Raw genomic sequence first — 14436 nt, forward strand, 5'->3', positions numbered from 1 at the left:
TGCTCCGGCATTGCGGCGGGCCGTGCTTTGTGGACCGGGCCGCACCACAACCGTGCCAGGCGGAGCCCTCATGATCCGCGTTCAGGCGGGGTGTCCTTCGCCACGTTCCGTCACCTGATCAGGGTCACCCGCAAGTTCCTAGGTCTCCTGAAATGAATCTTAAGAAATCCTTAAGCCGAGCGGCGCTCCGGATCGCGGCCGCCGGATCACCCGGCGTCGCGGCACCCTCCCCGGAAACCCGGCATAGTGACTGCTCACCTCATTGAACCCGGAGCGTACGGCGGACGTATTCTCCAGCGACCGAACACACCCGGCGGGCTGCGGCGCCGGGGCGGTCACCGGCCCCGCCGGCTTCGCGGGCCCGGTAAGGGGGCTCCGCAGGCGGTGGCGCACCAGGCAAATCCGTGATTAACCTTCCCCATCCACCACGTGGGGCGGTTTCATCCGGGGCGCGAGGGGCGGGCACCGGGGGCGCGGAGGTGGTCCAAGGTGAGGACGGTGGCACAGATGCGGCGACGGGGCGGTGGGACATTCCCCAGCCGTAACGGGGCCGCGTCATGAGCTTCGAGGACGACGAATACTGGGACGAGGAGTACAACGAATACTCCTTCATGCCGAAGTACGCGGTAGCCCAGGAACGCCACTTCGAGAAGCGGACCGCCCCCGACCCGGTCATCCCCACCCGCCGCTCGAACACGGACAGTGACGACTCGGGGGCTCGTCGACCCCGGGCGCCGTTCGACGACCAGCGGCCCAGCTGGCTCGACGATCCGGACTTCGTGCCGATCGACACCTCGGTCGACAACCTGTCCGGGGACTACTTCGACGACATCGACTTCAACCGGCCCGAGCTGGGGATCGACTTCGACAAACCGGACTTTCCGATCGTGGATCCGGCTGCTCTGCAGAATCCGGAGCGGCGGCAGCGGCAGGCGGGGCGGCCGGGTGATCGGTATGGCGCGCCTTCGGGGCGGCGGGAGGACGGTGCTCCGGTCCGGCGGGATGCCGGGCTTTCACCGCGGCGGGATGGTGCGGCCTCCGGGCGCCGCGATGAATCATCGGCCGGGCGGCGGGACGATGCGCTGCCGGGGCGACGGGAAAACTCGTTGCCCGGGCGGCGGGACGATGCACTGCCGGGGCGGCGGGACGATGCACTGCCGGGGCGGCGCGAGGACGCGCTGTCCGGGCGGGACGCCGCGTCCCCCGGGCGGTGGGACGACGCGCGTGGGTCGCGGCCGGTGGAGCGCCGGGATGACGACCGGCGCGGACGGCGCGAGGACGAACCCCGGCGTGGGCGGCGCGAGGACGAGCGGTGGGACGGGCCGGAACCGCGGCGCCGCGATGCCGAGATCGACGCGGACGGCCGCGGGCGGGTGGGCGAACGGCGCGGCAGCGGACCGGTTCCGCGACCCGGCGACCGCGGACGCGGTACGGTCTCGCAGCCCTGGGAGGACGAGGATTTCGGGCCGATCCGGCCGGTCGGCGGCCGCCGACCCCACCGCGACGACGAGGACCCGCGGCGCGGCCCGGCCCGCCGTGACGATCGGACGGGCGCCGTCACCGGACGGGCTCAGGTACCCGGCGGCGAGGAACGGCTCGACGATCGCAGGCGCGCCCCGCTGGACGCTGATATTTCCGGCATCGACCGCAGGAAGCGGCCGGTGGACGCCGACGTTCCCGGCGCCGACGGCGAGATTCGGCCGCTGGACGCCTCCGGTGCCGACCGCCGGAACCGGCCGCTGGACGCTTTCGGCGGCGACCACGAGAACCGGCCGCTGGACGTTTCCGGTGCCGACCGCAGGGGCGTGCCGCTGGATGCCGATGCTTCCGGCATCGAGCGGCGTTCGGACGGTCCCCGGGTCTCCGGCCGGGCCGGCTCGCCAGCCCGGGACGACGAGCCGATCGACCTGCACGCCCAGGACTGGAACGCCCCGCGGGCAACCACGGGCTGGAACAACACCAACGCCGAGTGGCCCACCGCCGACACCGAAAGGTCCGCCGCCGCCCCGGAGTGGAACGGTAGCCCCGGCCATTGGGACGGCGCCGCCGACCAGTGGAACAACGACTCCGACCAGTGGGACGGCGAGCCCCAACAGTGGGACGGCGAGCCCCAGCAGTGGGACGGCGAGCCGCGGCAATGGAACGGCGAGCACGAGCAGTGGGAAGGCGCTGCCGACCCGGGCCGGGCCGGCCAGGGCGTGCCCGCCTGGACCGCGGACGAGCGGTCCGGCCAGCGGGACGACCGTGCCATCGGCCGGGACGACCGGACCGGCGAGGACGACGACCGCCCCATGGGCGTCAGCGTGCCGACGGTGCTGGACGGCGAGTACTACGAGACCCCGGTCGAGCCGCCGGCGCAGGACCCTGCGGCCACCGGGGACGGCAAGCCGCGGGTGGTCCGCCGGGCCGAGCCGCCGGCTCCGCCCAAGGTGGTCAGCCGGGCCACCCCTCCCCCGGCGCCACGGGTTCTCAAGAGCGAGCCGCCGGTCGCCCCCCGCGTCGTCGCCGCTCCGCAGCCGACCCCGCCGGCCCGGATCATCGGTCCGAACGGCCCGCAGGTCCCGGTCGCACCCGCCGCCTCCGGCTCGCCGACTCCGTCGGCTTCGCCCGCGATGCCCCCTTCGTCACCGGAGTCCCCGGTCCCGGTCTCCGTCGATTCCGGTACGCCGGCAGCCCCCCGCCCCGGCCCGGCCACACCCGTCAGCCCCACCGCCGCGGACCGTGCCGGCCACCACCCGGCACCGCTCTCCGCCATGGACCACCCCGCCGGCTCGGCACCGTCGAACACCACACCCAGCGCAATGCCGGCCGACCCGCGCTTCGCGAACCCCCACCCGCCGTTCCCCGGCCCCCAGCAGACGCCCGGTGCCATCCCCCACCAGCCCGGTGCGCCCGGCCAGACCGGTGGCCCCGGCCAGTTCGTCGATTCTCAGCGGCTCAACGGCCCCGGTCATCTCACCGACCCGCGGCAGACAGCCGAACCCGGGCAGATCACCGGTTCCCGCCAGGGGGCCGGCCCGGCCTCGCCCGCCGACCTGCGGCAGGTCGGCGGCCCGACTCAGCTTCCCGACCCGCGAGCGGTAAGTGGAGCACCGCAGCCCGGCGGACCGGCTCAGGATCCCGACTCCCGGCAGTTCGGCGGACCGGCACAGGTTTCCGACCCCCGGCAGGTCAGCGGACCGGCGTACGCAGGCGGCGCCACGCAGCCTCCCGACCCCCGGCAGGTCAGCGGACCGGCATACGCAGGCGGCGCCACGCAGCCTCCCGACCCCCGGCAGGTCAGCGGACCGGCATACGCAGGCGGCGCCACGCAGCCTCCCGACCCCCGGCAGGTCAGCGGACCGGCATACGCAGGCGGCGCCACGCAGCCTCCCGACCCCCGGCAGGTCAGCGGACCGGCATACGCAGGCGGCGCCACGCAGGTGGGCGGCCCGGCTCAGGACGCTGTCGGACGGCCCACGCTCCCGGCCCCCACCGGGTATCCGGCGTCGAACGTGCCTCAGCAGCGCACCGGAAGGACCCCGCGAACCGCACACGTCTTCCTCGCCGAGGGCGACGGCCCCTGGGCCATCGTGCCCGACGAGGCTCCGCCGATGCCGACACCGACGCACGCCGCCGGACGCCCGGTGGCACCGGCCCGCGGCCCGGTTCCGGTGAACCGCCCCACGATGCCGATGCCGGGCACCGGCGAGCCGCCGGTGTCACCTACCGGGCCCCTGCCGTCCACCGGCTCGGGTCCGATCCCACCGGTTTCACCGTCGGTCCCGGTCCCACCCACCGGCCCGCTGGTCCCGACCAGCGGTGCCGGCCCGATCTCCCCTGCCGGACCGACGCTTTCGAATGCGGGCCAGCCGCTCGGCTCCCCCGCCCTCGTCCCGCCGTCACCCGGCCAGGCCGCCACTTCGCCGCTGCCCATCAGTCAGCAGCCCGGTGTGCCGCTCAACCAGCAGCCGGGTGTACCGGTCCGCCACCAGCCCGGTGTACCCCTCAACCAGCAGCCGGGTGTGCCAGTCGACCAGCAGCCCGGTGTACCGGTCGGCCACCAGCCCGGTGTGCCCGCAGGTTCACATCCGGGTCAGCCGACTGTGCCGTCTCCCGGCCAGATCGCCGGCGCACCGCCCGGCTTCATCGGCGCGCAGCCGGGCCGGCCGACCGCACCACCGCACGGCTACTCCGACGCGCACCCCGGCCAGTATCCCGGCCAGGTCGTCGCACCACTGCCCGGCTTCGGCGGGCCGCAGCCCGCCTCGTCGCCCGGTGGCCCGATGGTGGTTCAGCCGGGACAACCCGGCATGCCGGCGTCAATGAACGGCCCGGGAGCACCGGGCGATCCGGCCGGTACGCCGCACTTCGAGCGCCCGGTCGCGCCGCCTTTGCGTCTGCTCGGCGCCCAGCCGGGGCAGCCGACCACGTCGCACCCACGGATGGCTGGACCGCAGCCGGATCAGCCGGTTGCGCCGCCTCCGGGACTGGTCCCGTCGCAGTACACGGGCAGCACCGGCGGCCCAGCCTCGCCGCCTCCGATGGCTGCGCCCGGAGTAGTGCCGCCGTATGCCGGCTCAGAGGGAACGGCGGCCGCTCCGCAGGGCTGGCACGCCGGTCCGGGCGGCCCGGTGACCCCGCACGGGCAGCACGCCGGACCCATGGGTTCGGAGACACCGCACGGGCAGCACGCCGGTCCCGGCGGCCCGGTGACCCCGCACGGACAGCACGCCGGACCCATGGGTTCGGAGACACCGCACGGGCAGCACGCCGGACCCATGGGTTCGGAGACACCGCACGGGCGGCACGGGGTGGCGCCGGGCAGTCCGGCCGCTCCGCACGGCAGGCCGGTGGCGCTGCCCAACGGCTTTGTGCCCAAGTCCGACCAGGGTGCGGTGCCACCGGTGTCCGGTGGTGCGCCGGGCGGTCCCGGAGTCCCCGGTGCTCTGCCGAACAGCGGAACCGCCGGTCCTGCGCCGTTCGAGTCGGGGCGCCTGACGTTCCCGCCTGGAACTTTGCCGCAGCAAGGTGTCCATCCGCAGTCGCCATCGGCGCCCGGCTGGGTGCCGGATCAAGCGGTCGTGCAGGGTCCGGCTCAGCCGCAGAATCCCGCCGCCGCGCACCCGGTCTCCTCGGGCGCGCACCGGGAGGGTGTCTACCAGGAGGCCGCCCATGCGGCCGGCGGCCAGCCGGCTTTCCCTGCCGCACAGTGGAACGCCGACCCGCACGGCACGGACCAGGTGGGTCGTGGCTTCGAACGAGCAGCCCACAGTCCGGAGGGGCCGGGCCACACTCGGGAGGCCTGGCCGGTCTCCGGTGCCGGGCACTGGGAGGCGAACCAGCACGGTGGACCGCTGCCGCATGGGGCGGTCCGGCAGGGCGTGCCGCACCAGCGCCCGATGCCCGAAGCGCCGTGGCCGGTCTCTTCACCAGGACAGGCAATGCAGGCGCAGCCAGGCCTAGGACAGGCCGTCCCAGCACAGGCCGTCCCAGGACAGGCCGTCCCAGGACAGGCCATCCCAGCACAGGCCATCACAGGACAGGCCATCCCAGGACAGGAGCGGGTCACCGGCGAACTGCCGCTGGTGGCGGCGCGCGATGGCGGCGGGCCGACAGGCGAGTTGCCGCTGGTAGCACCGGCGGACAGTGGCGGGCCTACGGACGAGTTGCCGTTGGTGGCGTCGGGTGACGACAGCTGGGGGCCGCGGGCCGGACAACGACCGGTCTCCCCCGCGCCGGGAAAGGCTTGGCTCCCGGCGCCTCGACCGGATTCCAGCGCGGCGCCGGGCGCGACCGACGCAGCGCTCGGCGCAACCGGGCCTGTACCGGGAACGATCGGCGCGGCCGGTGCGGCGCCCGGCGCAACCGGACCTGTACCGGAAGCGGCCGGTGCGGTGTCCGGGCCGGCCAGCGGTGGGGCGTCGGGTGGCGGGGAGCCGGCGCCGTACATGGATGCGGACGGGACCTGGCACAACCTGAAGCCGATCGGGCGGCTGGAGCTGTCCGGGCCTGATCAGGAGCCTCGACGGTTCTCGGATCCGGCGTTCGGCAGTGGGTGGTTCGTCACCAAGACCGCGGCGGCCAAGGAGGATGCGGCGGGGGCGGCCGACGGCGCGGGCGGCCGGGGCAGCGACGGCACTGCCGTCCGGCGATCCGGCGGCGAGGCCGGCGTGGCGACGCGCGCGGTGACCGATGCGGCGGCTGGATCCCAGGACCATGGATCCCAGGACCACGGATCCCAGGACCACGGATCCCAAGACCACGGTATTCAAGACCGCCCAACCCAAGATCACGCAACTCAAGACCCTGGAGCCGAGAAGAGCGGATCCCACGACAGCGGAACCCAGGACGGCGGAGCCCAGGCCCCGGCGATCGTCGAACCCACACAGGCGGGCGGCAGCGCGGCGCGCGGAAACGACGCGGGCCGGCGCGACGAGGCGGCGCCGGGCGACGGCTCGGCGGAGGGTCGGAGCGGCGGGGCGGGGCCGGGCGACGGCGCGGCGGAGGGCCGGAGCGGCGGGGCGGGGAACGACCGTACCGGGAAATCGGCGGAGCCCAACGATCTCGGCAAGCATCTGCCGCTGTCGGCGGCGGACCTGGATGCGATCCGCTGGCGGCTGGACGGTGGCACCCTCCGCGAGGTCGTCGATGACCGCAATGCTCTGCGTGAGCTCGGGGAACGCCTGGACGGCCCGCTGGCCGACGAGGCGGACAACATCGTCAAGGCGGGGTTGCTGAGCGTACGCGCCGAGGTGTACCGCCTGCTCGGCGAGCTGGGCATGGCGGCGGCGGCGAGCCGGCTGGCGCTGGCGCATGCGGAGTCGGCTCAGGACGAGCAGTCGATGGTGATCGCGCAGGCGGAGCTGGCGCATGTGTTGCGGCTGCGCGGGGACTGGATGGAGGCGGATCGGCTGTTCCAGCGGGCGGTGGATTCGCAGGTGTCGCCGGCGGTGCGCAGTGTGGTGCACGAGAATGCCGGGCGGAGCGCGTTCGATCAGGGGCGGCACATGGAGGCGCTCGATCATTTCGCGCGGGCGATCCGGCTCGGGGCGGACGAGGACACCGATCTGGTGGAGCGGGTCGGGGTGTGCCTGGAGGCGGTCTACATCCATGTCCTGCGGGACGGCTGGGGACCGTATCCGCGGCGCCCAGAGGAGATCCTGGCACCGCTGACCGGCCGCAACGCCGAGGAACCGCCCGAAAGCAAGGGCCACACCGCCGAGGAGCCGGCCGCAAGCAAGAGCCACACCGCCGAGGAACCGGCCGCAAGCAAGAGCCACACCGCCGAGGAACCGGCCGCAGACAAGGGCCACACCACCGAGGAACCGGCCGCAAGCAGAGGCCGCGACGGAACCGGAAACCCGGCCACAGGCGAAAGATCGGACAGCGCCACCTACCACAACCCAGCCACAGCAGACAGCCACGGCGGGCACGGCATCCGGGCCGACGCTTTCAGCGAGCCGACCGCGGAACAGAAGACCGTCAGAAAGCGGACGTAGCCCGCGCCTCAGGAATCCGGTCGACGTTCTGCCGCGCCGGAGCCGAGGCGATCACCGTCCGCCCCCGGCCGGCTTCCTTGGCCTGGTACAGCGCCGCGTCCGCCACCCGTTGCAGTTCGTCGGCGGACGCGGCCGAGTGGTGCGGCACCACGGCCACCCCGATGCTCAGTGTCGGCGCCGCGGGCACCGCGGTGAGCGCGGCGCGCGCGGTCTCGGCGTACCGGAAAGCCTCTGTCGGCCCGGTCCGCAGCAGTACCGCGAATTCGTCGCCGCCGACCCGGGCCACCAGGCCGTCGCCCGCGGCGCGCAGCGCGTCGGCGACGGCGCGCAGCGCCTGGTCACCGGCGGCGTGTCCCCGGGTGTCGTTGATCTTCTTGAAGTGGTCGACGTCGATCACGATCAGCGCGGCCGGTTCGGCGCCGGCGTCGGCGTCGCGGACCGCCTCGTGCAGCGCCTCGTCGAGGGCCCGGCGGTTCGCCACCCCGGTCAGCGAGTCGGTGGTGGCCTGCTGCTGCAGCACCCTCCGGAGCCGGTCGTTGCGGTCGTTGAGACTGGTCACCACCCAGGCGGTCATGGCCATCGCGACGGTCATCGCGATCCAGTCGTTGAGGGCACCGCTCATCGGCAGGTAGCTGAACGCGATCAGGGCGTGTCCGGCGGAGATCATCACGACGGTGAGCGTGGTGATCCGGCGGCCGAGGAAGCACGCGCCGAACAGCAGCGGCCACAGGAAGAACAGTTGGGCTCCGGTGCTCGCGTCCCGGGTCCCGTAGTTCAGGCCGGTGACCACGGCGGTGGACAGCAGGGGCACGGCGGGCCAGAACAGTTTCGGCAGGACCTGCGGCCGGCGCCAGCAGAGCACGCCGACCAGCATGAGGGCGACTGCGGTCACACCGAGCGAGATCAGTTCGGCGATCGGCGCGCCGATCTTCATCAGGACGCCGGTGATCAGGTTGTACGGTCCGGCCACCATCATCAGGTAGGCGACGGCACGGGATGCACCGTGCTGGTCACGCAACTGATAGGGCACGAAGGAAGAGATCGGTCGCCGGCGGTGGAAGCTGAGCGCTTCAGACCGGTGCCGGCTGCGGAGCGGCCAAGGTCACACCGAGGCTGGCGAGGGTGACCAGCAGCAGCGCGAGGACCTCGATCGGGCCGAGTCGCTGGCCGAGGACGATCAGTCCGGCGACGGCCGCGGCGCCGGGTTCGAGGCTCATCAGGATGCCGAAGATCCGGGTGGGGATGCGGCGCAGCGCGTTGATCTCCAGCCCGTACGGGATGACCGAGGAGAGCAGCGCCACCCCGGTGGCGCCGATCAGCAGGTGCGGGTGGTACAGCACGGCGCCGGCCCCGGGCAGCCCGAACGGGGCGGCCAGCAGCGCGCCGACGCTGAGCGAGACCGCCAGCCCGCCGGTGCCCGGGACGAGCGCGCCGACCCGGGCGCTGAGCACGATGTAGCCGGCCCAGAACAGTCCGGCGAGCAGCGCCAGGCCGAGCCCGGCGAGCGGTGCGGCGCCGCCGGAGTGCAGGCCGAGCAGCACCACCCCGGCGGCGGCGAGCAGCGCCCAGAGCAGGTCGGTCAGGCGGCGGGTCTGCACCAGGGCGAGCAGCAGCGGGCCGAGGAACTCGACGGTGACCGCGGTGCCCAGCGGCACGGTGCGGATGGCCTGGTAGAAGACCAGGTTCATGCCGGCCATCACGACGCCGAGCAGGGCGGCGGCGAGCCAGGCGCGCCGGGGCCAGTCGCGCACCCGGGGGCGGGTGAGCGCCGCGATGATCAGTGCGGCGAGGCCGACGCGCAGGAACGTGATCCCGTTGGCGCCGAGGTCGCCGAAGAGCTTGCGGGCCACCGAGCTGCCGAACTGCACGGAGGCGATCGAGGCCAGCACCAGTAGTGGTGCGGGTACCCGTTGGTGCATGTGTCACTCCGTCCGGAGGGCGACCACCGGATCGAGGCGACCGGCCCGCTGTGCTGGTACGACGCCGAAGATGATGCCAACGCCGGCGGACACCCCGAACGCCAGGGCCATCGACCACCAGGTGAGCGCGGCGGGGACCGGGCTGAGGCCGTCGACGAGCAGGGCCGCGGCGGCGCCGAGCAGCATGCCGGCCACCCCGCCGGTGGTGGTCAGCAGCACCGCTTCGAGGAGGAACTGGACACCGATGTCGCGGGGGCGGGCGCCGACCGCCTTGCGCAGCCCGATCTCCCTGGTCCGTTCGCGGACCGAGACCAGCATGATGTTGGACACGCCGACCCCGCCGACGAGCAGGCTGATCCCGGCGATCGCGGCCAGCACCCCGGTGAGCACGCCGAGGATGTCGCCGAGCACGCCGAGGATCTGTTCCTGGGTGACGGCGCTGAAGTCGGTGTCCGGGTGGCGTTCGGTGAGCGCGGCGACCACGTCGGTGCCGAGCCGGTCGATGGTGTCCCGGTCGGGGGCGCGGATCGCCAGGCCGTCGATCCGGTCGGTGCCCAGCAGTCGTTGCGCCGCGGTGACCGGCACGTGCACCTCGTTGTCCCGGTCGACACCGAGGCTCTGCCCGAGCTCCTCGAAGACGCCGATGACCCGGAACCGGACGCCACCGACGGTCATCTGCCGGCCGATCGGGTCGCGGTCGCCGAACAGGGTGCGGGCCACGCCGGCGCCGAGGACGGCGACCCGGCGGCCGGTGCTGACGTCGGTCCGGGTCAGGTAGGCGCCGCGGGCGAGGTGCCGGACGAACACCGACGGGGTGGTCTCCAGCACGCCCTGCATGCTGGCGAAGCCGGACCGCTGCCCGGCCCGGACGGTCTCCCCCGACGCGATGGTGACGGCGACCCGGGAGCGGTCGCCGACGACGCGGCTCACCGCGTCGGCGTCGGCGAGGGTCATCGGTGAGCTGGTGGGCGCGGATCCGACAGCCAGTTTCCCGGGTACGACGATCAGCAGGTTGCTGCCGAGCCCCTCCACCTGGTGCTCGATCTGCTGCTTGGTGCCCGTGCCGATGGCGACCAGCGCGACCACCGCCGCCACCCCGATGATGACGCCGAGCATGGTGAGCAGGCTGCGCAGCCGGTTGGCGCGCAGCGCGTCGAGGGCGACCCGCCAGGCCTCGGCGACCCTCACTCGGCGGTGTCCGTGACGATCAGGCCGTCCCGCATCAGGATCTGGCGCCCGGCCCGGGCGGCCACGTCCCGGTCGTGGGTGACCAGCACGATCGCCACGCCCTCGGCGTTCAGCGACTCCAGCAGGGCCAGGATGGACTGCCCGGTGGCCGAGTCGAGGTTGCCGGTCGGCTCGTCGGCCAGCAGCAGCGACGGACCGGTGACCAGGGCCCGGGCGATCGCCACCCGCTGCTGTTCGCCGCCGGAGAGCTGGTTGGGCCGGTGGGTGATCCGGTGCGCGAGCCCGACCCGTTGCAGCATGGTGGCGGCCCGGGCGCGGCGTTCCCGGCGGCCGGCCCCGCGGTAGACCAGGGGCAGGCCGACGTTGTCCTGCGCGGTGGTGCGGGCCAGCAGGTGGAAGGACTGGAAGACGAAGCCGATCGTGGTGTTGCGCAGTTCGGCCAGCTCGTTCGGGGTGAGCTCGCCGACGTTGCGGCCGCCGATCAGCAGGGTGCCGCTGGTCGGCCGGTCCAGACCGCCGAGCAGGTGCATCAGGGTGGATTTGCCGGAGCCGGAGGTGCCGACGATGGCCACGTAGTCGCCGGGCTCGACGGTGAGCGAGACGCCGCGCAGGGCGGGCACCGACACCCCGTCCAGCTCGTACGTCCGGGTGACGTCCGTGGCGACGATGGCGGGCGTGGTCACGGTGCCTCGGCGCCGTCGTGCACCCGGTCCGCTCCGGAGATCACGATCCGCTCCCCGGCGGGGAGACCGGATTGCACCTGTACGGTGTCCTCCCCCTGCACGCCCAGACGCACCGGCACCGCCCGGTAGTGCCCGTCGCGCACCGCCCACACGGTGTCGTGCCCGTCGGCGCTGACCACAGCGGAGGCGGGCACGGTCACCGCCTGCTGCACCTGGCGCACCCGGAGCCGGATCACCGCGCTCATCCCGGGCCGGGGCGTCGGCGCCGCTCCGCTGCCGTCGGTGTAGGTGCCGTCGCCCAGGTCGAGCCGCACCCGGTAGGAGACGCCGCCGCGGGCCGAGGTGGTGGGCAGCAGGTCGACCGAGCCGACCGTCGCGGTGTAGGCGGCCCCGGTCGCCGCGTCCAGCTCGACGTCGGCGGTCACCCCGGGCTTGACGAGCAGCACGTCCGTCTCGTCGACCTGGGCGGTGAGGCCGAGCCGGCCCACGTCGACGACGGTGAGCAGCGGGGCTCCGGCGGTCACCGGGGAACCCTCGGTGACCGCGGTGTCCACGCCCTCGGCGCCGCCCGCGGTGGTGGTGGCGCCGGTGGTGGCGCCGCCGCTCTGCAGGAGGGCGGAGAGGTCGGCCGGGGCGGCGGGGGACGCCGACCCGCCGAACTGGACCACGCCGGCGACCGGGGCTTTCAGGGTGAGTGCCCGCACGGCGGCGTCGGCCAACTCGTACGCCTGCTGTGCCTGGAGCCGTTGTGCCGCGGACAGCGAGCTGACCGCCTGCCCGAGGGAGGCGACCCCGCGCTGCACCGCGCGGACCGCGGAGGCGGCCGCCGCCGACGCCGCCCGGTACTGCTGCTGCGCGGCGGACACCTGTTTGCGCAGGGCGTCCCTCAGGGTCGGGTCGGTGATCTGGTCGGCGGCCGTGAGCGCGTCCTGGAACGCCTGCCCGGCCTGCCGGTCGGTGCTCCGGCGGACCTGGGTGAAGTTGCCGGCCGAGACTCCGCCACCGCCGCCGGACGGGGTCTGCGCCAGGGCCCGGCGGGCGGCGTCCCGGCGCTGCCGCAGCTCCGGGGAGTCGATGACCGCCAGCACGTCGCCCTTCTTCACCCGGTCGCCGGGCTGGACGCGCAGGTCGGTGACGGTGCCGGCGGCCGGCGCGGTGAGGGTGGCGGCGCCGCGGGCGGTGACCGAGCCGGGCGCCTCGACGATCTCGTCGACCGTGCCGATGGTGGCGGTGCCGAGGTGGACCCCGGCGTTGTCGTCCTTGCAGGACGCGGCGGTGAGCAGCAGGAGCACCGCGGTGCCGCCGGTGATCAGCGCGCTGCGGGAGGGGGTCCGGGACACAGAGCACACTCTATGTCGGGAAACACCGAACGGGCCGCCCCCACCGTTCGGGAGCGGCCCGTCTCGTCGATGCGACGATCAGGTGCCGGGGCGACGCCCGAACACCTTGACGGTCATGCCGATCGTGCCGATGCCGTAGTACTGCTTCGCGTCCTGCGGCAGCAGGTTGACGCAGCCGTGCGACCCACGCCACTTGTCGTGGAGGTACGTGGTGGTCTGGTGGAAGCCACGCCCGCCGATGAAGCGCTGCCAGTAGGGCAGCCAGACGTGGTACGGGTCGGACCACTCCTTCGGCGTCCGCTTGTTGATCTTGAAGGTGCCGGCCGGCGTGTGGTAGCCCTTCATGCCGGTCCGGGTGATGGTCGGCTTGACGAACAGCTTCCCGTTCTTCATCACCCACGTCGTCTGGTTGGTCAGATCGACGCAGAAGGTGATGCCCTTCCGGTTCGGCTTGCAGGCCGCGATCTTCGTCGAGGCGAGCCGCTTGGCCACGTCGACGGTGGTCGGCCCGGCCAGGCCCTGGGCCGGCTGGATGCCGAACCGCTTCTGGAACCGGACGATCGCGGCACAGTCGGCGGCCGACTGCCTGCCGTCGACGGTCACCGTGCCGTATCCGCCGAGCTGCTTGAGATACGTCTCAACCTGCTTCTGGTACCTACCGGTGGCACACGACGAAGCGGCCGCCCGGGTGACCACCGAGGTGGCCACCGGCGTGGTCCGCACGGCGGCGCCGGCACTCGCCGGCGTCACGGCGAACGCGCCCAGCCCGCCGCCCACCATGGCGGCCAGGGCCGCCGTCGTGAGACGTGCGCTAACACGTTTCACTGCCACATCACATCCTCCCCAGGAGTGTCGTGCGCACATCGAAGCACAGCGGGTCCGCGAAAACGATCAGCGAACGGAACCGTGACATGAAACCGGGATGCCATCGGCAGCCCGGTTTCCGTCTTGAGTGCTCCGGGGAGGGTTTGCGGAAGCTACTGGGGGCTGGCGAAGTCCTGCACCCAGTAGGGGGTGTGGCCGCCGTCGATGGCCAGGCCGACCCCCATCTGGTCGAGCTTGCAGTCGAGGATGTTGGCCCGATGCTCCGGGCTGTTCATCCAGGCGTCCATCGCCTCCCACGGGCTGCGCTGGCCGCGGGCGATGTTCTCGCCGTACAAGCGCCACGGGTAGCCGTTCGCACTGACCCGGTCCCCGGCCCCCTTGCCGTTCGGCGAGGCGTGGTCGAAGTAGTCGCGGCGGGCCATCTCGGCGGCGTGGCCGTTGGCCGCGTCGATCAGCCGGCGGTCGATGGTGACCGGTCGGCAGCCGGCCCGCCCCCGCTGGAGGTTGACCAGGGCCAGGATCTGCTGCTGGACCGGGGCGTACGGGCTGGACGAGATACTTTCCACGGTCACCTCGGTGTGCGAGGCGGCGATCGGGTCGGCCGCGGCGGCGAAGCCGTAGTTCTTCTTCGGGGCGACCGCCTTGATCGGCCCGGGTTCGACGGCCGGCTCGGCGGTGGGCTCCGCGGTGGGCTCGGCGGCCGGCTTGCGGGTGATCACGCGGGCCGGGATCGTGGCCGGCGCGGTCCCCAACCCGGCCGCGGGATCCGGGCCGGCATCGTCCGGCGCCGGCGACGCGTCGGACGTCACGGGACCGCCGAAGATCGTGAAGCCGGCGACATCCGGCGGCTCCTGCGCCAGCGCGCGTGTCGTGGCGACACCACCGGCGACCAGGGCCGCGGTAGCCACGGAGAGCACAACCGAAGGCTTACGCATAACGAGAGTCGATCCATTCCATAGCGCGCCCCGCCCTGTGCCGGGACGCTCCCGGGGTTGACCAA

Annotated in this window: 8 protein-coding genes; 1 reads left to right on the plus strand and 7 read right to left on the minus strand. The window is 73.5% G+C overall.

Annotation, left to right across the window (positions count from 1 at the left end; genetic code table 11):
• The first annotated feature begins 557 nt into the window (after positions 1 to 557).
• Positions 558 to 7481, plus strand: coding sequence for a hypothetical protein (locus ACSP50_RS43115; RefSeq protein WP_014692085.1), 6924 nt, complete (start codon positions 558 to 560; stop codon positions 7479 to 7481).
• Here the strand turns inward: ACSP50_RS43115 and ACSP50_RS25080 are convergent.
• From ACSP50_RS25080 to ACSP50_RS25110, 7 genes are all read right to left on the minus strand, one after another.
• The gene (locus ACSP50_RS25080) at positions 7465 to 8511 is read right to left on the minus strand and encodes a GGDEF domain-containing protein (protein WP_014692086.1); all 1047 of its coding nucleotides are present in this window, start codon (positions 8509 to 8511) and stop codon (positions 7465 to 7467) included. The genes ACSP50_RS43115 and ACSP50_RS25080 overlap by 17 nt on opposite strands.
• A 40-nt stretch (positions 8512 to 8551) precedes the next feature.
• A complete protein-coding gene (locus ACSP50_RS25085; protein ID WP_014692087.1) occupies positions 8552 to 9400 on the minus strand; it encodes a DMT family transporter in 849 nt (282 codons plus the stop codon).
• A gap of 3 nt (positions 9401 to 9403) precedes the next feature.
• Positions 9404 to 10588 carry an ABC transporter permease gene (locus tag ACSP50_RS25090; protein WP_014692088.1) on the minus strand — a complete coding sequence of 395 codons (1185 nt, stop codon included), beginning with the start codon at positions 10586 to 10588 and terminating at the stop codon, positions 9404 to 9406.
• Complete coding sequence (locus ACSP50_RS25095) at positions 10585 to 11271, minus strand: ABC transporter ATP-binding protein (RefSeq protein WP_014692089.1); 687 nt, start codon at positions 11269 to 11271, stop codon at positions 10585 to 10587. Before ACSP50_RS25095 ends, ACSP50_RS25090 begins: the two co-directional genes overlap by 4 nt.
• Entirely contained in the window at positions 11268 to 12611 is a 1344-nt protein-coding gene (locus ACSP50_RS25100) for an efflux RND transporter periplasmic adaptor subunit (protein WP_014692090.1), read from the minus strand. The genes ACSP50_RS25095 and ACSP50_RS25100 overlap by 4 nt, the downstream gene beginning before the upstream one ends.
• Positions 12612 to 12689: 78 nt before the next feature.
• Positions 12690 to 13442 carry a L,D-transpeptidase family protein gene (locus ACSP50_RS25105; protein ID WP_014692091.1) on the minus strand — a complete coding sequence of 251 codons (753 nt, stop codon included), beginning with the start codon at positions 13440 to 13442 and terminating at the stop codon, positions 12690 to 12692.
• Between the two features lie 146 nt (positions 13443 to 13588).
• Positions 13589 to 14353: a CAP domain-containing protein gene (locus tag ACSP50_RS25110; RefSeq protein ID WP_052311719.1), complete on the minus strand. Its 765-nt coding sequence runs from the start codon at positions 14351 to 14353 to the stop codon at positions 13589 to 13591.
• Between the last annotated feature and the right edge of the window lie 83 nt (positions 14354 to 14436).

It is taken from the genome of Actinoplanes sp. SE50/110 (genome assembly GCF_900119315.1).
Classification (GTDB): domain Bacteria; phylum Actinomycetota; class Actinomycetes; order Mycobacteriales; family Micromonosporaceae; genus Actinoplanes.